The following is a 21,771-nucleotide window of genomic DNA, read 5'->3' as shown; positions in this document are numbered from 1 at the left end:
TTCTTTCCGGATCTGCATCCGGCGCAACCCGCCTTCCGGGAAATTGCACCCGCTGTTCCCTCTAAAATAGCACACAATGCAAGAATACTACATACAACTCTTTAGCCCACACGGATTGATCCGGCATCATAAACCTGAGATCGGAAGGGATAAGGACACGGGCGGACAGGTAAAATACGTACTGGAATTACTGGAAGCCCTGTCTCATCATCCGCAGGTCAGAAAGGTGGATCTTTTCACCAGGCGGATCGCAGACAAGCGGGTGTCGGAAACATATAGTCACGAAATAGAAACCATCTCTTCCAAAGCCCGTATTGTACGGATCACCTGCGGTGGTCACTTATACAAACCTAAAGAAAGTTTGTGGGATAACCTTGATGAATTTGTAGACAAGGTCATCCGCTTTATTGAAAAACAGGACGACTATCCGGATATCGTACACGGGCATTACGCCGATGGGAATTATATCGCCGGGGAGATCAGCAAGATCTTTGAAATCCCTTTTATAGCTACCGGTCATTCGCTTGGGATGAATAAAAAAACGATCCTTTTAAAGGACGGGCTCTCGGAAGAAACGATCAACCAGAAATTCAATATGGTCCGCCGGGTGAATGAGGAAGAGAAGACCCTGCGGCAGGCCAGCCTGATCATTGTAAGTACGCAGCATGAGATCGAAACACAGTACGGTTCTTATCAAAACAAGGATAAGGCGCGGTTCCGGATCCTTCCTCCCGGTATCAATACCGAAGTCTTTTATCCTTTTTACCGCATCGGTATGCCTTCCTTTGTGCTGCCGCTGGAACAGGAACAGGCCATGTACCGCGTCAGTTCGGAGATCGAACGTTTTCTTTTTGCACCCGGCAAGCCCCTGATCCTTTCTATAGGACGGGCGGACAAGCGCAAAAATTTTGAAACCATCATCGACTGCTTCGGGCAGGATAAAGAGCTGCAGAGTATGGCCAATCTTGCCATTTTTGCGGGCGTGCGGAAGGATATCACACAGATGCCGGAAGATGAACAGGAGATCCTCACCCGGCTGCTGCTGCTGATGGACAAATACGATCTGTACGGCAAAATGGCACTCCCCAAGAAAAATGATCCTTCGCTTGAAGTGCCGGAGATCTACCGCCTGGCCGCACAACGGAAAGGAGTATTTGTAAATGCCACCCCCGGTGAGAACTTTGGTCTTACCATCGTGGAAGCCGCCGCCTGCGGTCTGCCGATCGTTGCATCTCCTACAGGCGGCCCCAAAGAGATCATCGGAAAGGCCCATAACGGGATGCTGGTAAATGTTCAGGACACAAAGGAAATTGCGGATGCCTTAAAAAAGATCATCGCCGACACCGCATTATGGGAAAAATATTCTGCAAATGGTATACGGGCCGGACAGGAAGATTATTCCTGGGAAGCGCATGTCAAAAACTATATCAAATCGATCGATGAGATCTATAAGCCCCAGGCGCATCTGAAGGAAACACAGGAACTGCCTCTGGGTAAAAAACTGATGAAGGCGGATCTTTTTTTTATTTCGGATCTGGATGGAACGCTGATCGAGGGAAAGGACGCCTCCGGCCTGGACACCATAAAACAATGGGTAGACGATAACAAGAACAAGGTCATTTTCGGGATCGCCTCCGGCCGGAATAAAGCGCTTACCAGTGCGGCACTCCGGCAGTTCCGGTTCCCGGAGCCGGACATCCTGATCTGTTCTGCCGGTACAGAGATCTATTATACCCGGAATTTCCTTCCCGACCCCGGCTGGGAAAGTCATATCAATCACCAATGGAAACGGAAAGAACTCGTTGCTGCCCTGGAAAACTATCCGGGCTTGCATTTGCAGGAAGCCGATGCCCAGTGGGAATACAAACTCAGTTATTATGTGAATGACCATTTTAATGAAGGAGACCTCGCCGACCTCTATAAATTCCTGGATGACCGCAGGCTGAGGGCTAAAATATTACTGACCGACAACCGGTTCCTGGATATCCTGCCCGTAAGAGCGGGAAAAGGAAATGCGGTGCGTTACCTGAGTTATAAATGGCAGCTGCCGCTTGATCATTTTATCACAGCAGGAAACGGAGGGAATGATATCGACATGCTGCGCGGCCGTACCCGAGGCATCGTGGTATCCAATCACAGCCCCGAACTGGAGTTGCTGAAAAAAAGCCGGCATGTTTATTTTGCAAAAGGAAAACAGGCCACAGGCGTTATGGAGGGGATTCATCATTATCTGAACCTGCACGCTTCAAAAGCAGAAAAATCAGATACGCGGAGCGATAAACCCGACCCTGATAGTCGCCGCGAGAAAAATCAGAAATGAGAAATTATATTCTTATTTTTACCGCTCATAATTCAACTGTATGGCATATAATCTTTTAAAAGGGAAAAAAGGAATCATCTTTGGTGCGCTGGATGATAAATCCATTGCATGGAAAACCGCACAACAATGTTATCGTGAAGGGGCCGAACTGGTACTGACCAATGCACCCGTGGCATTGCGCATGGGCGAGATCAACAAATTGGCAGCGGAATGCGGGAATGCTCCTGTGATCGGAGCAGACGTTACCAGCATGGATGACCTGAAAGCCCTGTTGGAACAATCAATAGCACATTTCGGGGGGAAGATCGATTTCATCCTGCACTCTGTAGGCATGGGACTGAACGTTCGCAAAGGAAAGGAATATACGGATTTAAATTACGACTGGAATCATAAAACATTCGATATCTCCTCCATGAGCCTGCACCGTATCTTAAAAACGGCATGGGACCTGGATGCTTTAAACGAGCAGGCCAGCGTCATCGCGCTGACCTACATCGCAGCGCAACGGGTATTTCCCGACTACAGCGAAATGGCGGACGCGAAAGCATTGCTGGAAAGCATTACCCGTACCTTCGGGTATTACTATGGCGTTAAGAAAAAAGTGCGCATCAATACCATTTCGCAATCGCCTACAAAAACAACTGCCGGCAGTGGCGTAAAAGGCTTTGACAACTTTATCAGTTATGCAGAGAAAATGAGTCCGCTGGGTAATGCTCCGGCAGAGGACTGCGCCAATTATATTTCCGTTATGTTCAGTGACCTCACCCGGTATGTGACCATGCAGAATCTCTTTCATGATGGAGGGTTCAGCTTTACCGGAGTTACGGAAGCAGTACTGGAGTCTATGCAATAAGATAAACATTCAAGCGCGGGCAATATTAATTTCCCATTGTTTTGACCCCGATAAAAGGAGTGGAAAGATCTGTAGTGATCTCCACTCCTTTTTATTGATTGATGGTCAACCGTTGCGGCCATCGGGCATAACCTCATTATAAAGTAACGATCACCTTACCAACCGTCCTGCCGGTTTCTACCTGAAGATGTGCTTTAGCCAGCTCCTCAAAGGGATAAACGGCCGCCACTTTTGCTTTTAACCGCCCTTCCTGAAGCCATGCCGCCAGGGATTGCATATCCTGTCCGCTCGACTGCACCATGATCTGTTTGAGATCGATATTCTTTGCAGCAGCCGCCGTTTTGGCTTCCTCAGAAAAACTGGAGGATGGCAACGTAATGATCCGCCCGCCGGGCCTGGTTACGGTAACAGACCGCTCCAGCACATTACCTCCAACGGTGTCCAGTACAAAATCGATATCGTTTAATACTTCATCAAAATTGTCCGTTGTATAATCGATGTGTGCGTCTGCGCCGAGTGACAGGATGAATTCCCGGTTCTTCCCGGATGAAGTGGCTACCACATAGGCCCCGAGGTTTTTTGCGATCTGGATAGCGAAATGTCCCACGCCACCGGCACCCGCATGAATAAGCACCTTATCGCCTTTGCCAACAGGATCAGCGGCAACCAGCGCCTGCCATGCCGTTAAGGCCGCCAGCGTGGTAGCAGCCGCTTCCTCATGGGAGATCTCCGAAGGTTTCATCGCCAGCTGGTCTTCCGGAGCGGCAACATATTCAGCATAGCCCTTGCCACTACCCGGAAAATTGATCATCCCAAATACGGCATCTCCTTTTTTGAACCTTGTTACATCCGAACCTGCCGCTACTACTTCCCCTGAGATATCCCACCCCAGGATCACCGGCCGCTGCGTACCAAAAAGCCAGTCCAGTGTTTTTTCATTCGCCCTTGCCTTTACATCCACCGGGTTGATGCTGATCGCTTTTGTTTGTATCAGCACTTCATTCTCATTCAGGACCGGTTCCGGTATATCTGTCAGCTTCAGTTGCTCAACGCCGCCGGCCTTCTCTAATAAAATTGCTTTCATTGATTGTTTATTTTAACTGCAAATCTATTTTTATAGTACCTTTAAAACAAGTATGCACTTTTTAGTAACTTATATACTAAAAGTATACTATTGTTAATTATCAACATTTAAAGAAATCATAAATGGCAAAAATAATTTCAACGGACTATGTCTGCTCTGTGGATTATGCGTTCCGCAGGGTCGGCGGAAAATATAAGGGGCGTATTTTATGGTACCTTCATGAACATAAAAATGTGTTGCGTTATGGGGAGCTGAAACGACTCGTGCAGAACATTACGCCCAAGATGCTTACGCAGACATTACGCGAACTCGAAGAGGACGATCTGGTGAGCAGGAATGTTTTTCATGAAGTGCCGCCCCGCGTGGAATATTCGCTTACGGCAACGGGAAAGGAACTCATCCCCTTCATCGGTCATCTGAAGCAATGGGGCGACAAACAGATCAAACGGGAAAAGAAACGGGCTGAAGCAACGCAGGCAAAGACCTGATCATACAAGAGAAGGTTCGAGTTAACGGTCATGGCATTGAACCGGGATCTTTTGAGGCCCCCTGAATGATCGTCAGGACATAAAAAGAGCTGTATCAAAAATCAGTTCAGAACAGCCTTGTATAGAACTAACTTTTGATACAGCTCCTGCTTCTATCATTTAAATCTATGCTTGTTGATACACCACCGCAGTTTGTTTGGAGGTGCCCAGTCCTTCAATACCCAGCTCCACCACATCGCCGGGTTTCAGGTACCAGGGCTCGGGCTTTTGTCCCAAACCCACACCAGCCGGTGTTCCCGTAGAGATCACATCCCCGGGAAGCAGGGTCATGAACTGGCTCAGGTGACTGATCACCTGTTGTATGTTAAAGATAAAATCGGAAGTAGTAGAATCCTGCATCAGGGTTCCGTTCACTTTTAACCAAAGCTTCAGGTTATTGGGGTTTTCGATTTCATCCGTTGTGGCCATAAAAGGACCGAGCGGTGCAAACGTATCGCAGCTCTTGCCCTTTACCCACTGACCACCGCGTTCGATCTGGAACTCCCGCTCACTGTAATCGTTGTGCAGGGCATACCCGGCCACATAATCCAGTGCTTCAGCCTCTTCAACATAGGATGCTTTTTTTCCGATCACTACCGCCAGTTCCACTTCCCAGTCGGTCTTAACCGAATTCTTCGGAATGATCACCTCATCAAAAGGTCCGCACAACGCCGTGGTGGATTTAAAGAAGATCACCGGTTCTTTGGGAACAGGAGCATTGGTTTCCTTTGCATGCAGGGCGTAGTTCAACCCGATGCAAATGATCTTGGAAGGCCGCGCCACACAACTGCCCCAGCGTTCGTTATCATCCACTTTTGGCAGAGCGGAAGCATTTTTATTTATAAATTGCTGCAGTCGCTCCAAACCATTGTTCTCAAAAAAAGCTTCGTTGTAATCTTCTCCGAATGCCGATGTATCATATCGTACATCATCAATCAGCACACCTGTCTTTTCCTTTCCCGGCTGCCCGTATCTTATTAATTTCATATACCAATTTATTGTTTTATTATTTACTTTTTACTGTTTAAGGGAAGAGCCATGATCGATAGATCAAAAACGCTTTAATTGTTCAGTTTAATGAATCCCCCGTCGATCGGATAATCACATCCGGTGATGAATGCGGCCTCGTCGCTGCACAGGTACAGGATCAGTGCGGCAATCTCTTCCGGTTTGGCCATACGGCCGATAGGTTGTGTTTTGGACAATTTATCGAACATCTCTTTTTCCTTGCCGGGATAGGTCTTTCCAAGGAACCCATCCACAAAGGGCGTATGTACCCGTGCAGGAGAAACACAATTGCAACGGATGCCATCGCTGATATAATCCTTGGCAACCGACAGGGTCATGGCCAGCACCGCTCCTTTACTCATCGAATAGGCAAAACGATCGGGCAATCCGATACTGGAGGCAATGGAAGCCATATTGACGATTACCCCACCGCCCTGTTTCTTCATTCGTGGTATCGCCGCATGCAACATGTTATAAACACCTTTTACATTTACGCTGTAAACCCGGTCGAAGTCTGCTTCAGCAGTGGTGTCCGCCTTTCCTATATGGGAGATACCGGCACTGTTCACCAGGATATCAATCACCTGCAGCTGTTCAAAGGCCGCAGTAACCTCTTCCTGGCGGGATACATCCAGAAAAATACCCTCCGCCTTGCCACCGGCGGCCTCGATCTCGCCGATTGTCTGCAATCCGGCTTCCTTATTAAAATCAGCCACTACCACCCGGGCACCGGCCTTTGCAAATAAAAGCGCTACGGCCTTCCCGATACCGCTTCCGCCGCCTGTTATCACAGCGGTTTTATTGTTTAGTTGAAACATAATTGAATATATACGCTTAAAATTAAAATGGCGCGGCTAATTTACCATATAAATGATAAAAAAGAGGAGTAAATGGAGTATAAGATTGAATAAGATAAGGGTACGACCGCCTTTAGGAACCGGCCCCCTGCAATCAAAGCATCCGGGCAGTGGATAAATTATTTTAAAAATACTAATAATTTTAGTATTTTTATCTATCTGTTGTACTTTAATTATAAGCTATTTAACTAATAAAAAAATTTATAAGCATTTAAGATTATAATTAAATTTATAAGTTTATTTGCTTATATTTGAAGTATGATAGCAATCGTTACCGGAGATATCATCCGTTCAGAAACGGTGGATCCCAAAGAGTGGATGCCGCTTCTGAAAAACTTTTTAAAAAAGCAAGGTCAGACCCCGGGCGACTGGGAGATCTACCGCGGCGATGCCTTCCAGCTGAGGTTACCGCCGGCTGAAGCCCTCTTCAAATGCATGCTGTTGAAAAGTATCATAAAACAAAAGGTAGACCTGGATGTGCGGCTCAGCATCGGGCTGGGGGACGTTTCGTATAAAACGGAAAAGCTTACAGAGTCGAACGGGACTGCATTTGTACGATCCGGCCGGAAATTTGACAGCATGAAGGAAGAAAAGACCACGCTGGCACTGGCAACCGGAGATGAAAAGACAGATACCACCCTGAACCTTCTGGCGCGTTTTGCTTCGCTGATCATGGACAACTGGAGTCCGGCTGCAGCGGCGATCGTACAGCTGTTCCTGGAAAAGCCCGAATGGAACCAGCAGCAGGTCGCGGAAAAATTAAAGATCAACCAGTCTGCGGTAAGCCAGAGCCGTAAACGTGCACAATTTGATCTCCTGATCGATTTCAATAAATTTTATCAATCAACAATAACCGGACACACCACATGATACTACTGATAAAACTGTTGCTGGCTCATTTACTGGGCGATTTTGTGTTGCAGCCCTCACGCTGGGTGGAAGAAAAAGAACGCAAAAAATACAAAAGTCCCAAGCTGTACCTGCATGTACTCATTCATTTTGCATTGATCCTGCTGATCACCATGGACGCCCGTTACCTGGCCCCGGCCGCGGTTATTGCAGGCAGCCACCTGCTGATCGACCTGGCCAAACTCCAGTTACAAACACCAAAAACAAGTAAAACATTCTTTGTACTGGACCAGGTATTGCATCTCACCGTGATCGTATGCGTTGCCTGGTGGATGGAGCCGTTTGCATTGCAGGTAACTCCTTCGCAGGTAAACACATTGCTGATCATTGCCACCGGCCTGGTACTGCTTACCACCCCGGTTTCTGTGATCATCAAACTGATCTTATCCAAATGGGCGCCGGCTACAGAAATCAGGACAGATGTTATTGAAACCAAATCATTGCAGCATGCCGGTATGATGATCGGCTATATTGAGCGCATACTGGTACTGATCTTTATCCTCAACCAGCAATGGGTGGCCATCGGGTTCCTGGTAACGGCCAAATCAGTTTTCCGTTTCAGCGACCTGAAGGTGGGACAGGACCGGAAGCTGACCGAATACATACTCATTGGCACCCTGCTTAGCTTTGGCATTGCGATCGTTACCGGCGTGATCGTTGAACAGGTGATCGGCATCAGTACTTCTTATATCCATTAATACCACTCATTTTTTTAATGCAACCGGTTGTCCTTTTATAAAACAACCAGGAATACAGCTGCGCAATCGTTTTCATAAACCGCTTTTTTCCGGCAGGGGTTAGTTACTTTTACACGATCATTTTTAACATAACTCAGCTATAATGAACCGGGAGTCTGGAATTGCATTCTTCAGAAAAGGAATCATCACTACACTGCTTGCCACAGCAACGATCATCACGGGTACCGCGCAGGTAACCCCTTCACAGCCGGCACTGATAAAACCAGCCGCTGATACACTCACCATAACCGGTGCAGAAAAGGTGAACCCCACAACGGTAAAGATCCGGTTCAGCAACCGCCTGGAGTTATTACTTGATTTTTATGGGGACAATATCTTTCGCCTGTTTGCAGATCCTTCGGGCGGATCGCTTCGGGCACCGGAAGCTACCCCACCGGCATCCATTCTTACAGACAACCCACGTAAAACGGTTTCAAAGCTGAACATAACAAGCAACAGCAATCAACTTGTAATTGCTACAGCTGCTGTAACTATTGAATTCAGCAAAACAACAGCACGCCTGAAGATCATCAATAACAAAAGCGGACAGGTAGCCGTACAAACCCTTAGTCCTGCATTGTTCGAAAAGAAAGGCACCAGCCTGAAGCTGAAAGAAGATCCATCTGAATATTTTTACGGAGGCGGTGTGCAGAACGGCCGCTTCTCTCATAAAGGAAAGATCATTGCTATAGAAAACCAGAACAGCTGGACGGATGGCGGCGTTGCCTCCCCTACCCCCTTTTACTGGTCTACAAACGGATACGGGTTTATGTGGTACACCTTTAAAAAAGGGAAATACGATTTTGGAGCCAGGGAAAAAGGCACAGTAACCCTTTCTCATGAAACCAATTACCTGGATGTATTCTTTATGATCGATAAACAGCCGGTGGCATTGCTGAACGATTTTTACCAGTTGACCGGCAACCCGGTGCTGCTGCCCAAATTCGGTTTTTATGAAGGGCACCTGAATGCCTATAACCGCGACTACTGGAAAGCGGATACAGTGGGTGTACTTTTCGAAGATGGCAAACGCTATAAGGAAAGTCAGAAAGACAATGGGGGTATCAAAGAATCACTGAACGGGGAAAAGAACAATTACCAGCTTTCTGCAAGAGCAGTGATCGACCGCTATAAGGCACATGACCTGCCCCTGGGCTGGATCCTTCCCAATGACGGATACGGCGCGGGGTATGGGCAAACCGGCACCCTGGACAGCAATATACAGAACCTGAAGGCCTTTGGCGACTATGCCCGCAGCAACGGCGTACAGATCGGCCTCTGGACCCAATCCGATCTGCATCCCAAAGACAGTATCCCCGCCCTACTGCAGCGGGATATTATCAAAGAAGTAGGCGTGGCCGGTGTGCGGGTATTAAAGACCGATGTTGCCTGGGTTGGACCCGGGTACTCTTTTGGTCTGAATGGCGTGTCGGATGTGGGTCATATCATACCAAAATATGGAAATAATGCACGCCCCTTTATTATTTCCCTGGACGGATGGGCCGGAACGCAGCGCTATGCCGGCATCTGGAGCGGGGATCAAACGGGCGGTGTATGGGAGTACATCCGCTTCCACATTCCTACCTACCTCGGATCAGGACTTTCGGGGCAGCCCAATATCACTTCAGACATGGATGGGATCTTCGGCGGCAAAAACACCAAAGTAAATACCCGCGATTTTCAGTGGAAAACATTCACACCGATGCAGCTCAATATGGACGGCTGGGGTGCCAATGAAAAATATCCCTATGCACTGGGCGAACCGGTAACATCCATCAACCGGACCTATCTCAAACTGAAATCAGAATTGCTACCTTATACCTACAGCATCGCCAAACAGGCCGTGAACGGACTCCCCATGATCCGGGCTCTGTTCCTGGAATATCCCAACGCTTTCACTTATGGCAAGGCCACACAATACCAGTATTTATATGGCCCCTGGTTCCTGGTGGCTCCCATTTACCAGGAAACAAAAGCCGATGAAAAAGGAAACGATATCCGCAATAATATTTACCTGCCTTCCGGTACCTGGATCGATTATTTTTCCGGTGACGTTTATGAGGGTGGCCGGGTGGTGAACAATTTTGAAGCCCCCCTCTGGAAACTTCCCGTATTTGTAAAAGCCGGTGCCATCATTCCCATGACCCATCCCAACAATAATAGTACACAGATCGATAAGACCAGCCGTATCTATGAACTTTATCCCGCGGGCAACAGTTCCTTTACCGAATATGATGACGATGGTGTAACAGAAGCCTACAAATCAGGCACCGGCGCCACTACACTGATCCGGTCGGCTGTTCAAAAAAATACCGCAACGATCACCATACAACCCACCAAAGGCAGCTATGATGGTTTTGTGAAAAATAAGTCCACAGAATTCCGGATCAATGTAACCCGGAAACCCGCAGGCATTACTGCGAAAACAGGTGCCACAAACCTGAAACTGAAAGCCGCCTCATCGCTTGAAGACTTCCGGAAACAGGTAAACGTTTATTATTATAATGCAGCTCCCAATCTGAACCGCTTCGCTACAGCCGGCAGCCCGTTTGCCCGGACGGCTATTATCAAAAATCCGCAGTTGCTGGTAAAACTGGCTGCAACCGATATCACCACCCATACCATCACCCTCACTGTCAATGGATTTTTCTTTGCTCCGGATGATCACCTGCACCAACAAACGGGCAGGCTGACAGCACCGCCACAGCCACAGGTCGCCGACAGCAACCGCCAGGCCTATACCTTAACACCCAGCTGGAACAAACAACGCAATGCCGACTTTTATGAGATCGAATTCAACGGGCAGCTTTATACAACGATAAAAGATACCAGTTTACTGTTTGACGGGCTGACTCCGGAGACCGGTTACCGGTTCAAACTCCGGTCTGTGAACAAAGACGGACAGTCTCCCTGGGCGACCCTTACGGCAACAACAAAAGTAAATCCGCTGGAATTTGCTATTAAGGATATGATCGCAACAGCATCTGCTCCTGATCAGGAAGGCAGTGAGGTTGCCCAGCTGGTTGATTTTGATGAGAGCAATCTCTGGCATACCAAATGGGGTACAAAAGCAGTGCCGTTCGACCTCGTGCTGGATCTGCGATCCGTAAACCAGCTGGATAAGATCCAGTACCTGCCCCGCACCCGTGGCAACGGCGTGCTGCTGAAAGGAAGTGTGGCTTATAGTACCAGCAAATCCGGCTGGACAGAGGCGGGTAATTTTGAATGGGCAAAGAACGGTGATACCAAAACATTCGGTTTCCCCAACCATCCCACAGCCCGTTATATAAAAATCTCTGTTACTGAAGCTGTAGGTGATTTCGGATCCGGACGTGAGCTGTATGTGTTTAAAGTGCCTGGCTCAGAAAGTTATATTCCCGGCGATATCAATAACGACCATATCATCGACAACAACGACCTTACCTCCTATATCAACTATACCGGGCTAAGGACCGGCGACGGCGATTTTGAAGGGTATATCAGCAATGGCGATATCAACAGGAACGGATTGATCGATGCCTACGACATTTCCAATGTAGCCACCCGTCTTGAAGGTGGTGCCGACCTGAGCAACGCCGATACATTACAGGGCCGGATTGAAGTCGTAACGGCAAAGAAAGCTTATAAAAAAGATGAGGTGATCGAAATCACCGTCAAAGGCATCAACCTGAAAGCCGTAAATGCATTGAGTTTTGCCCTGCCTTATAATACGCAGGACTATGAGTTTGCAGGCATCAGCCCGTTAAATATGAAAGAGCTGGAAAACATGACCAATGACCGGCTCCACAGCAATGGTAAAAAAGTGTTGTATCCAACTTTTGTAAACATTGGCGACCAACCTGCGCTGGAAGGTACACAGGATCTTTTCATCATAAAACTAAAAGCCAAACGCAACCTCGATGTTGATCTCAAACTTGCTGACGGCATCCTGGTGGATAAGCGGCTGAATACGGTAAGTTTTTAGGTAAAAAGTCTTCCCCGACCGTGGCAGAGCAGCCGCACAGCTGCTCCGCTCCGGCCGAAAGGGCGGTACCATCACGTCGGTGCTAGGATTCATCAGCAACAACAGGTCCTCCCCTGGACAATTCGCTTCCCTGTTTTTTTGATTTAAATACCGGCCAGAGGAACTGCGCATACCATTCCTCCTCCCGGTACGATTTTACGCCATAGGTCTCCGGATATTTCCGGGTAATGATGCCGGTACCAAAGATCATATCCCAGATAAAGAACATATTTCCAAAATTGCCTTTATAATGCCCTATTCCGTCATCCGTAGTATCTGCGTGGTGGGCGTGATGGGTAGCCGGAGTGGAAATCAGCCGTTCCAGTACCCAACCCGCCGGATGCAGCCACCGGTTGGTATAAAAAGGTTTATCCCATTTGATGCTGCTGTGTGCCGAAAGTGTGATCAGCGATTTTATACCACCTACAAATAATGCGGGCAACCCCAGCCCCAGGTAAGTAAGTATAGCAATAAGATAGATCTGTGAGAAGAAGATCGTATAGATAATATTCTGCCGGCTGGCCATGGACATGCCCATATAGGGAGCTGAATGGTGCGTGCGGTGAAACCTCCACAGGAACGGCACCTGATGATGCAGCCGGTGATACCAGTACTGGGTAAGGTCATCCGCCACAGCAATGATCAGCGCCCCCCACCAGAACGGCACCCATATAAAGGCATCCTTTGCCGATGGCAGCAATACCGGTAACAGCCTAAGGCTGAAAAAGGTGAGCACGGGAACAAACAGCAACTTAGGTGCCACAAAACATACGAGGTCCAGTATCTTTTCATTGCGTGTCCATCGGCGGTTCTCATAAAGCCCCGCGATTACTTCAATAAAACCCACCGCAATTGCCAGGACAATGAGTCCCCATTTGCGAAGATGGGTAAAAGACGACTGCAACCAGGACGGTATATTTTCCCGCGCGATATGCAGATTTTCAGCAATGGTATTTTGCCAGGGTTTTTCATTCACTATATAAAAATAGCCGAACATCAGCACAACGGGCAGGAGGTACAACCCCAGACTTACAAGAAGGTCTCTTGTTAACTTCCGGGGATTTTCAATTTTATAGTTCATATACGATAGTTTAATGCGTGAGCAATAATTGCAGCAGGTAAAGGCCACCGGCTATAAAAGCCAGTGGCACGATAACAATACCGATACTGATGATTATTTTTTTTGTGAGTGTGATCAGGTCATTCATAGCCGGCAGATTTTATTTTCCCGCTGCCGGTGGTACTGGCGTACCATATACGGCAGGTTTATAATTTTTATGGATCCTTTTTTCATACACATCTTCCCAGTCGATGAGTGGGTACAGGTTATTTTTCTCGGCCTGCTGATCAAACAGCTTTTTCAGGGCTTCCAGTTTTTCGGGATATTTCTTTGCAAGGTTTTCTCTTTCGTTAAAATCTTCATTCAGGTTATACAATTCCCATTCATCCTTATCCCACCGGCCGGGGTCACCCTTCCAGCCTGTGGTGCGTGTTTTTACATAATCGATTGCGTCTGGATGATGTGCTGTGGCGGCTTTCCAGCCATCGGCATAAACCGATCGCGCGCCAAAAATATAATAATGCTGCACCCGGTGATCCGCAACAGCTGCTGCGTTGTTCAGTGTTTTAAATAAGGAATAACCCTGGATGCTGTCCTGCGGAATATTCCGTATGGAGGCCGGTGCTTTTACACCCACAAGATCAAGTGTTGTAGGCAGTATATCAATCACATGACTGTATTGTGTGCGAATGCCGCCTTTTTCTTTTATTTCCCTGGGATAAAAAATGATCAGCGGATTATGTGTGCCCCCCTCTGCATTAGCATCCTGCTTCCATTGGCGGAATGGTGTGTTGGTGGCCTGCGCCCAGCCGAGCGGATAGTTCGTATTCTTCCCCTGGGGAAGTCCGATATCATCGATACGGGAGAGGTTGTACCGGAGCTGCTCTTCTTCCGTTTGTTTGCCGATCTGGTTCCGGGGCTGCAAGGTGCCCTGGAAAGTTCCTTCTTTGCTGGCTCCATTATCTCCGATCATCACAACAACAACCGTGTTTTCCAGCAGGTCTGCTTCTTTCAGATAACGGATCAGCCGGCCCACACAATAATCCGTATAAGTAAGATAGCCCGCATAAGCTTCCATAAAGCGGGCATATAATTTTTTCTTTTCGGCGGGCAGCTGATCCCAGGCAGGGATATCCGCGTTGCGGTCCGGCAATTTTGCATTCTTTGGCACTACTCCCAACCGGATCTGGTTCGCCAGTACTTTTTCCCGGTACTTATCCCACCCCTCATCAAAGAGCCCCTTATACCTGTTCGTGAATTCCGGTGCAACCTGGTGCGGGGCGTGCACTGCACCGGGCGAATAATAGAGGAAGAACGGTTTACCGGGCGCCGCCTGCTGTTGCTTCTGTATATAGGAAATGGCTTTATCCGTTATCTGGTCATTCAGATGCCGGCCATCTGTTTTAACATGTGCATTATTTTCCACGAGATCGGGATCATACTGATCGGTCTGCGATCCCAGGAATCCGAAGAACTGCTCAAAGCCTTTCCCCCCGGGCCACCGGTCGAAAGGACCCGCGTCCGTGGCTTCCTCATCCGGCGTCAGTCCGTACTTCCCTACGGCAAATGTGTTATATCCGTATGATTGAAGGATCTGGGCAATGGTTCCTTTATCTTCAGGGATACGGCCGTTCCAGCCGGGAAATCCGGCAGACATCGCCACATGTGAAAATCCGCCTACGCCCACGTAGTGAGAATTACGGCCGGTTAACAATGCAGACCTTGTTGGTGCGCAGATGGCAGCAGTATGAAAATTGGTATACCGCAATCCGTTATTGGCCAGCGAGTCGAATGTCGGCGTTTGGATCAGTCCTCCAAAACTGCTGGAGGCTCCGTATCCCACATCATCCAGCAGCACCCATACCACATTCGGTGCGTTGGAGGGCGGCGTCACCGGTTGCGGCCACCATTCTTCGGATGTAGCCAGTGTTTTGCCTATTTTACCCCGAAAAGGCTCTTTTTGCTGAGCCGTTGCCCGGCTACCGGCCAGGAGCAGTAATGCAAGCGCTGCAATAATTCTGATTTTCATAATTTCATTTTTTAAAACGGTTTATTGTTGGAAATTCCGGGATTACCTGCTCCATCCCGGGTTTTGTGTAAGCAGGTTATTGAGATCAAGTTCCACCTGCGGTATCGGGAACAGGTAATTTTTTTCAGATACATTGCTCGTTTTGGCAGGGATTTTTTTCAGTTCTTCCACCAGCGTGCCTTTACGTACCAGATCGAACCAGCGGTTAGCCTCCTGCACCAGTTCTTTCCGCCGCTCCAGAAAAACGGCCTCCCGGAAGCCTGCCTGGCTCAGACCTGAAAGATCCCGGCGGTGATCGGTATAACTGCCATTACCCACATACAAACCATAAGCACGTGCTCTTACAATGTTCAGCGCCTTGTAGGCTTCTGCCGAAGGGCCCTGTAATTCGTTCCGTACTTCCGCATACAGCAGCAGTACATCCGCGTAACGCAATACCGGATAGTTGATGCCACTCTGCGCCTGGTTGGTGATCGGGTTCAGACTAAAATCAATGAACTTTGCATAACGTGTTACCGGAGAAAAATCCACTTCCTGCCCGGTGGCAGGGTTCAGCATCTTTGTAAAGAAAGAGGCAGCTTTCCGGGTGTCTGCCTCTTCAAAGATTTTCGGCAGGTTCTCATCCGGTACATCGCCGGGAAAAGATTTGGGATTAAAGGAATTGAAATTGGAGCCGCTCAGGAAATTCTGCACGTTCCTTGCTCCCAGGTTCGATTCATATTGTACGGAAAACAGGTGTTCTTTTCCGTTTTTGGTAGGTTTCTGAAACACATCCTTAAAAACGGGGAACAGATCATACCCGTAGGTACCTGTTGCACCGGTAAACGTTCCTGCTGTCAGTATTTTTTCAAGTATTGTCCGCGCCGTTGCCCAGTCTTTCCTGGTAACATACACTTTGGCCAGCATACCAAGCGCAGCGCCGGATGTGGCGCGGCCTTTATCGGCACCGGAAAAAGAAGCAGGTAATGCGGTGGCAGCGGTCAGATCATCAATGACCTGGACATATATTTCTTCGGCAGTCGCTCTTTTCAGTTTTACCGCCTCTATGTCAATCGAAGAAGGATTGTGAAGCACGAGGGGTACTCCTCCAAATAAACGCACCAGGTTAAAATACAGGAGCGCTCTTATAAAACGGGCCTCATTCACAAGCCGGTTCTTCTGGGTTTCATCCATTTCAATGCCCGGTATCTTATCGATGGCTATGTTCGCCTTGTTGATTCCATAATAATGCTGCTGCCATATTTTCCGTACCCGGTCGTTCTCGGCAACATAGGTGATCGTGCCAATGGCCCGTACATCCGGATTGGTATTGGAAGGGCTGAATACCTGTTCATCGGAGCCATTGCTGATCAGGATATTCAGGTTGCGGCCATAGATTGGAAAGTCCCCCGCCGGATCGCCATTGAGACTGCCATAGACCGCATTGACCGCGCTCACCGCGTCAGAAGCAGTCTTATAATACTGGTCTTCCGTGATCACCGACTCAGGGAGTTCCTTTAGCTTATTGCATCCTGTAATAGTTACCGCAAAAATGAAGCTAACAGACAGGGGGATGAATTTCATTATACTGCTCATAATAGATCGTTGTTTGAATGATTAAATGGTAATGTTCAGTCCGACAAGGATCGTTTTCGTTGAAGGATAGATCCCATAGTCGATCCCCTGTTTGGTATTATCCACATCGTAAAGATTGGCTTCCGGATCAAGACCGCTGTAAGGGGTAATTGTGATAAGATTCTGACCGGTGATATACAACCGTAGTTTTGTTATTTTGTACCGGGCAAGCAGGTTTGCGGGAAGTGTATAGCCCAGTGTGATGTTCTTTACCCGCAGAAAAGAGGCATCCTCTATATAACGATCAATAACTTGCGGTACCGGTGAATTCGTAGCCCTGGGCTCTTTTCCTTCCGGATGTTCGGGGCTCCAGCGATCGAGCAGCGAGGCCGACGCGTTCAATGATAAGGTGGGAAGCTCCAGTTTTTGGCGGATAAAATTAAATACCTTATTGCCATAAGTACCCTGAAGGAAAACAGAGAGATCAAACCCGTAGGCGGTAAAGTTGTTGGTTATACCAAAGCTGAATTTCGGCTGTGCATTTCCCAGGTTTACTTTATCCGCTGTGGTAATAACACCATCATGGTTCGTGTCCACATATTTCCGGTCGCCTTCCTGCTGTGATACACCGGCCAGTTTTGGTGTATTGGCTGCAAGATCCGCTGCGGTCAGCAGTCCATCCGTCTTATATCCCCAGAAGGTGGATACCGGCAATCCTACTTTTACGATCACCGGCGACACAAACCCTGTAGGTGCTACGGGATAATAGTAGTCCACCCCATCTCCCAGGTTCAGTACTTTATTCCTGTTTGTAGCAAATACCAGTGAAGACTTCCAGTTAAATCGTCGTCCCCGTATATTCTCTGTATTGAATGAGAACTCGACACCGCTGTTGGAAACGCTTCCGGCATTTTTTAAGACCGTGTTGTAACCCGTATATAATGGAAAGGGCACAAACAGCAGCAGATCACTGGTCTTCTTTCCGTACACATCGGCCGTAATACTGATCCGGTTCTTAAAAAAGCCCGCATCAATACCCGCGTTCCACTGGGTGGTGGTTTCCCATTTCAGGTTTGCATTTGCAAGCTGCGATGGCGCCACACCGGTAACCAGCGCCCCGTTAAAAAAATAATTACTGGCAGCCAGCACCGACAGCGAGCTGTAAGGCGGCACTTCCGAATTTCCTGTTTGTCCGTAAGACGCTCTGATCTTAAGATTAGAGATCACGTCACTCTGTTCCAGGAACCGTTCCCTGACCGCATTCCAGGAAATACCCACCGAAGGGAAAAAGCCCCATTTATTATTCCTTCCTAACCGGGACGAGCCATCTGCACGTTGTGTAAGCGAAACAGAATATTTCTCATCAAATGTATAATTGATCCTTCCCAGGAACGAATTAAGAGCCGACGCATGCGCGTCTGATGAAGGCAGCACTGCTGTTCCACCCAGTGACAGGTTATTGTATTCTGTAAGGTCTGAAGCAAATTTCTGCGCACCCGCCACGGTGCTTTCATCTTCTGAGTACTGGGTTGTATATCCCAGCAGTACATTCAATGCATGCCGATCCCGAATGATTTTCGAGTAGGTTAATGTATTCTCGTTCAACCAGGAACTGCCCTGTATATTGCCTACAGCGGCAACACCACCAGCTGCATAACCCGCTGCCGTATAGGACGGAGCATAATAATTCTGCTTGGTGGTCAGCTGGTCGATGCCAAAAGAAGATTTTAGTACCAGTCCGTCAATGATCCTGTATTCAACATAAGCGTTGGCGAGACTGCGGTTGATCTGCGTTCCATTTTCTGTGGCCGTAATATCCCAGAGCGGATTTGTTGGAGTAGCGATATAAGGGTTCTGCGTGTTATAACTGCCGTCGCCGTTCTTTATTTTCACCACAGGTGGAGTAAGAATCAGTGTTGGAAACGCCCCGTTAAATCCGGTACCGCCAAAGTTGGCACCGGAAAGCTTGTCCTGACCTGCCCGGCTGAGGTATACATTTGCTGCTACTGTAAATTTACTGTTCAGTTCCCGCTCATAGTTGATACGGCCGGAGTAGCGGCGGAAGCCGGTGTTTCGGATCACGCCATCCTGATCGAAATAATTTCCGGAGATCAGGAAACGGGATTTTTCATCCCCCCCGGATATGGATAATTCATGATTCTGGGTTGCGGCGCGACGGAGTGCGGCCTCCTGCCAGTTATCGCCGGCACCGAATGCATTTATCTGCTCCTGCGTAAATGTTGCAGGCTGGTTATCACTTTTATTGATATCATTGATCAGTGATGCCCATTGCCCGCCGTTCAGCAACCGGTGTGTTTTGGCAGCTTCCTGCTGACCGAAATAACCGCTGTAATTCAGTTCGGTCCTACCCTTTCGTCCTTTCTTGGTGGTAATGATCACGACCCCGTTCGCTCCCCTAGAGCCATAGATGGCTGTGGCTGCTGCATCCTTTAAAATATCAATTGATTCTATATCGGAAGGATTGATGGTAGAAAGTGCATTAACACCGCTTCCGCTGGAAGCACCGGTATTGGTAAGACTGTTATTATTGTACACAATAAACCCGTCGATCACATACAACGGATCATTTCCGAAATTGATAGAGTTTCCGCCGCGGATTCTTATAGTAGCGGTGCTGCCGGGCTGTCCGGAGGATTGGGTAACGGCCACCCCGGAGACGGCGCCCTGGAGCAGGTTATCAAATGCTACGGCAGGTTGCGACAGGCTGGTTTTTGATACGGAGGCCACAGCTCCTGTAATGCTGCTTCGTTTCTGAGTGCCGTAGCCAACTACCACAACTTCTCCGAGGTCGTTCTTCCGCCGTTCCAACGGAACCGAAACAACGGCATCGGTAACATACACTTCCCGTGTTTCGTATCCCACAAAAGATACAATGATGGTAAAAGGCAGCTTCTGCCCTGTTCTTAAATTAAAATGGCCTTTTTCATCCGCCCGCGACTGGTTGGTGGTACCTTTTATCAGCACGGTGGCACCATCAAGAGGCAGCTTTGATGCCGAGTCGTATACATAGCCTTTGAATTGGGTATTGATAACAGCATGCGGTTCCTGTGAATACGCATTTTTCAGCAGTGGTGTAAACAAGATGGTAAGCAATAAAAAAACGATGAACTTTTTTTTCATTACATTTGATTTGCATTAAACAATAAGGTGGCCTGTATGCAATGGCATACGGGATCTTTTAACAGGGAAACACTTTATGATGCAGCCGGGTATCTGCGCCAACAGGCCCGGCATTTTTGTGATATTTCTACGAGTCGTCCATCGCGAAAAGATCGGTTAAGTAAAAAAAATGGTTAAAAAGGAAATCGCCTTAAAAAAGGCATCAGGCTAACAGCTGCAACAACAGACAAAAAAAGCAAATAGGCCGCCCATGTTTAACACCGATGGTTTTTGATTAATCCTATTACTGAATGTTGAGGAGTTCATAATAATCTGCAAGATTAACAGTATTTTTTTAGTCTACCAAATTTATAGACTTATATTTTATTCTTGTAAAAATATATGGGAAAAGCTGCCCACAAAATAAGTGTTGCCGCACCTCCCGGCTCAATATTTTTTAAGGCAGCAGCAGGTGGAATAACACATATGCAAAGTGGGATAGCACATAAGCTTTTGTAAACCTATTAAACCCAGGGCTGATTCGGGGTTATTGCCGGAATGAAAAAAGACCCGTCCGGAAAAACCAAAACGGGTCTTTTAAGAGAGGTCTCGAGCGGATTCGAACCGCTGTACGAGCTTTTGCAGAGCTCTGCCTAGCCACTCGGCCACGAGACCATTTATCGCCGGTTAGTGATCTTATAATGCCGGAAACCTGATCCGGACATTCATCAGACCATTTAATCTTTGAAGGCTGGCAAAAATAGGATATTTTTGATAAATAATAGCAAAGATTAAAGACCTTTTTATGAGCAGGATCGCAGAATCGGAATTGATCATCAATAACAGGGGGGCCGTTTACCACCTGGATCTTCGTCCGGAGGAACTGGCGGGCACTGTGGTTACCGTCGGCGACCCGGACAGGGTGGCTGAATTCAGCAAATATTTCGACACCGTAGAGATCAGGCGTCAGCACCGGGAATTTGTATCCCATACCGGTACCGTCAGCGGCAAACGGCTTACGGTTTTGTCTTCCGGGATCGGTCCGGACAATATAGATATAGTGATGAACGAGCTGGATGCGCTTGTAAATATTGATTTTGAAACACGGGAGATCCGCCCGGAGCTGAAGTCGCTCAATATCATACGGGTGGGTACTTCCGGTTCCCTGCAGGCAGACATTCCTGTAGACAGTTTTGTGGCATCCACCCACGGGCTGGGGCTGGATAATCTTTTAAACTTTTACCGTCCGGAGGAAACCGATGAAGAAATTCAGTTGCTGCATTCGTTTGTTACCCATGTTCAGATGCAGGGACTGAGTACGCCCTATATAACAGGTGCTGCTCCTTCCCTTCTCAAGCATTTTGTCACCGATTTTCACCAGGGCATTACTGTAACCTGCCCGGGGTTTTATGGCCCTCAGGGAAGGGTGCTGCGCCTGGGCGTACGCAATCCGCAGCTTATTGACCGGTTGACCGATTTCAGTTTCGGTCAGCACCGGATCACCAACTTTGAAATGGAAACCTCCGCGATCTTTGGACTGGGCAAATTGCTGGGGCACCACTGTCTGGCATTAAATGCCATTGTTGCGAACCGGATCGTAAAAGAGTTCAGCAAGGACGGAAAAGCAGCCGTGGAGCAATTGATCCGGAAGTTCCTCGAAACATTCAAGAACAATTTCTAGGTCCCCGTCCGGACAAACTGAATAACCAA

General features: G+C 48.1%; 14 protein-coding genes and 1 tRNA gene. 7 read left to right on the top strand and 8 right to left on the bottom strand.

What is annotated here, in order from left to right:
- Positions 1 to 76 precede the first annotated feature (76 nt).
- Positions 77 to 2,320: an HAD-IIB family hydrolase gene (locus K7B07_RS21510; RefSeq protein WP_223712604.1), complete on the top strand. Its 2,244-nt coding sequence runs from the start codon at positions 77 to 79 to the stop codon at positions 2,318 to 2,320.
- Between the two features lie 40 nt (positions 2,321 to 2,360).
- The gene (locus tag K7B07_RS21505; RefSeq protein WP_223712603.1) at positions 2,361 to 3,173 is read left to right on the top strand and encodes an enoyl-ACP reductase FabI; all 813 of its coding nucleotides are present in this window, start codon (positions 2,361 to 2,363) and stop codon (positions 3,171 to 3,173) included.
- Between the two features lie 136 nt (positions 3,174 to 3,309).
- Here K7B07_RS21505 and K7B07_RS21500 read toward each other — a convergent pair whose 3' ends face one another.
- Complete coding sequence (locus K7B07_RS21500) at positions 3,310 to 4,257, bottom strand: NADP-dependent oxidoreductase (RefSeq protein ID WP_223712602.1); 948 nt, start codon at positions 4,255 to 4,257, stop codon at positions 3,310 to 3,312.
- Between the two features lie 122 nt (positions 4,258 to 4,379).
- Here K7B07_RS21500 and K7B07_RS21495 point away from each other — a divergent pair, with 122 nt between their 5' ends.
- Complete coding sequence (locus K7B07_RS21495) at positions 4,380 to 4,745, top strand: winged helix-turn-helix transcriptional regulator (RefSeq protein WP_223712601.1); 366 nt, start codon at positions 4,380 to 4,382, stop codon at positions 4,743 to 4,745.
- A 165-nt stretch (positions 4,746 to 4,910) separates the two neighbouring features.
- Here K7B07_RS21495 and K7B07_RS21490 read toward each other — a convergent pair whose 3' ends face one another.
- Together K7B07_RS21490 and K7B07_RS21485 are read right to left on the bottom strand one after the other, a co-directional pair.
- Positions 4,911 to 5,771, bottom strand: a complete 861-nt coding sequence (locus K7B07_RS21490) for a fumarylacetoacetate hydrolase family protein (RefSeq protein ID WP_223712600.1) — start codon at positions 5,769 to 5,771, stop codon at positions 4,911 to 4,913.
- A gap of 74 nt (positions 5,772 to 5,845) precedes the next feature.
- Positions 5,846 to 6,610 carry an SDR family NAD(P)-dependent oxidoreductase gene (locus K7B07_RS21485; RefSeq protein ID WP_223712599.1) on the bottom strand — a complete coding sequence of 255 codons (765 nt, stop codon included), beginning with the start codon at positions 6,608 to 6,610 and terminating at the stop codon, positions 5,846 to 5,848.
- A 297-nt stretch (positions 6,611 to 6,907) separates the two neighbouring features.
- Here K7B07_RS21485 and K7B07_RS21480 point away from each other — a divergent pair, with 297 nt between their 5' ends.
- The 3 genes from K7B07_RS21480 (at position 6,908) to K7B07_RS21470 (ending at position 12,259) form a co-directional block, all read left to right on the top strand.
- Positions 6,908 to 7,519: a SatD family protein gene (locus K7B07_RS21480; RefSeq protein WP_223712598.1), complete on the top strand. Its 612-nt coding sequence runs from the start codon at positions 6,908 to 6,910 to the stop codon at positions 7,517 to 7,519.
- Complete coding sequence (locus K7B07_RS21475; protein WP_223712597.1) at positions 7,516 to 8,256, top strand: DUF3307 domain-containing protein; 741 nt, start codon at positions 7,516 to 7,518, stop codon at positions 8,254 to 8,256. Before K7B07_RS21480 ends, K7B07_RS21475 begins: the two co-directional genes overlap by 4 nt.
- 142 nt (positions 8,257 to 8,398) lie before the next feature.
- On the top strand, positions 8,399 to 12,259 hold the full coding sequence (locus K7B07_RS21470; RefSeq protein WP_223712596.1) for a TIM-barrel domain-containing protein: 3,861 nt from the start codon (positions 8,399 to 8,401) through the stop codon (positions 12,257 to 12,259).
- Positions 12,260 to 12,341: 82 nt separating this feature from the next.
- On the opposite strand, the gene K7B07_RS21465 is transcribed toward K7B07_RS21470, so the two are convergent.
- The 5 genes from K7B07_RS21465 to K7B07_RS21445 all read right to left on the bottom strand — a co-directional run bounded on the left by K7B07_RS21465 (position 12,342) and on the right by K7B07_RS21445 (position 20,736).
- Entirely contained in the window at positions 12,342 to 13,379 is a 1,038-nt protein-coding gene (locus K7B07_RS21465; protein ID WP_223712595.1) for a sterol desaturase family protein, read from the bottom strand.
- Positions 13,380 to 13,518: 139 nt separating this feature from the next.
- Positions 13,519 to 15,387, bottom strand: a complete 1,869-nt coding sequence (locus K7B07_RS21460; protein WP_223712594.1) for an arylsulfatase — start codon at positions 15,385 to 15,387, stop codon at positions 13,519 to 13,521.
- A 42-nt stretch (positions 15,388 to 15,429) separates the two neighbouring features.
- A complete protein-coding gene (locus tag K7B07_RS21455) occupies positions 15,430 to 16,962 on the bottom strand; it encodes a RagB/SusD family nutrient uptake outer membrane protein (protein WP_223712593.1) in 1,533 nt (510 codons plus the stop codon).
- A gap of 21 nt (positions 16,963 to 16,983) precedes the next feature.
- Positions 16,984 to 20,082, bottom strand: coding sequence for a SusC/RagA family TonB-linked outer membrane protein (locus tag K7B07_RS21450; protein ID WP_223712592.1), 3,099 nt, complete (start codon positions 20,080 to 20,082; stop codon positions 16,984 to 16,986).
- 583 nt (positions 20,083 to 20,665) lie between these two features.
- Positions 20,666 to 20,736: transfer RNA gene (locus K7B07_RS21445), tRNA-Cys, on the bottom strand.
- 130 nt (positions 20,737 to 20,866) lie between these two features.
- Between K7B07_RS21445 and K7B07_RS21440 the strand changes: the two genes are divergently transcribed.
- Positions 20,867 to 21,742 (top strand): nucleoside phosphorylase, encoded by an 876-nt coding sequence (locus tag K7B07_RS21440; RefSeq protein ID WP_223712591.1) that lies wholly within the window; start codon positions 20,867 to 20,869, stop codon positions 21,740 to 21,742.
- The last annotated feature ends 29 nt before the right edge of the window (positions 21,743 to 21,771 follow it).

It is taken from the genome of Niabella beijingensis (genome assembly GCF_020034665.1).
In the GTDB taxonomy this organism is placed as follows: domain Bacteria; phylum Bacteroidota; class Bacteroidia; order Chitinophagales; family Chitinophagaceae; genus Niabella; species Niabella beijingensis.
This window is presented reverse-complemented; position numbering and strand designations above follow the sequence as displayed.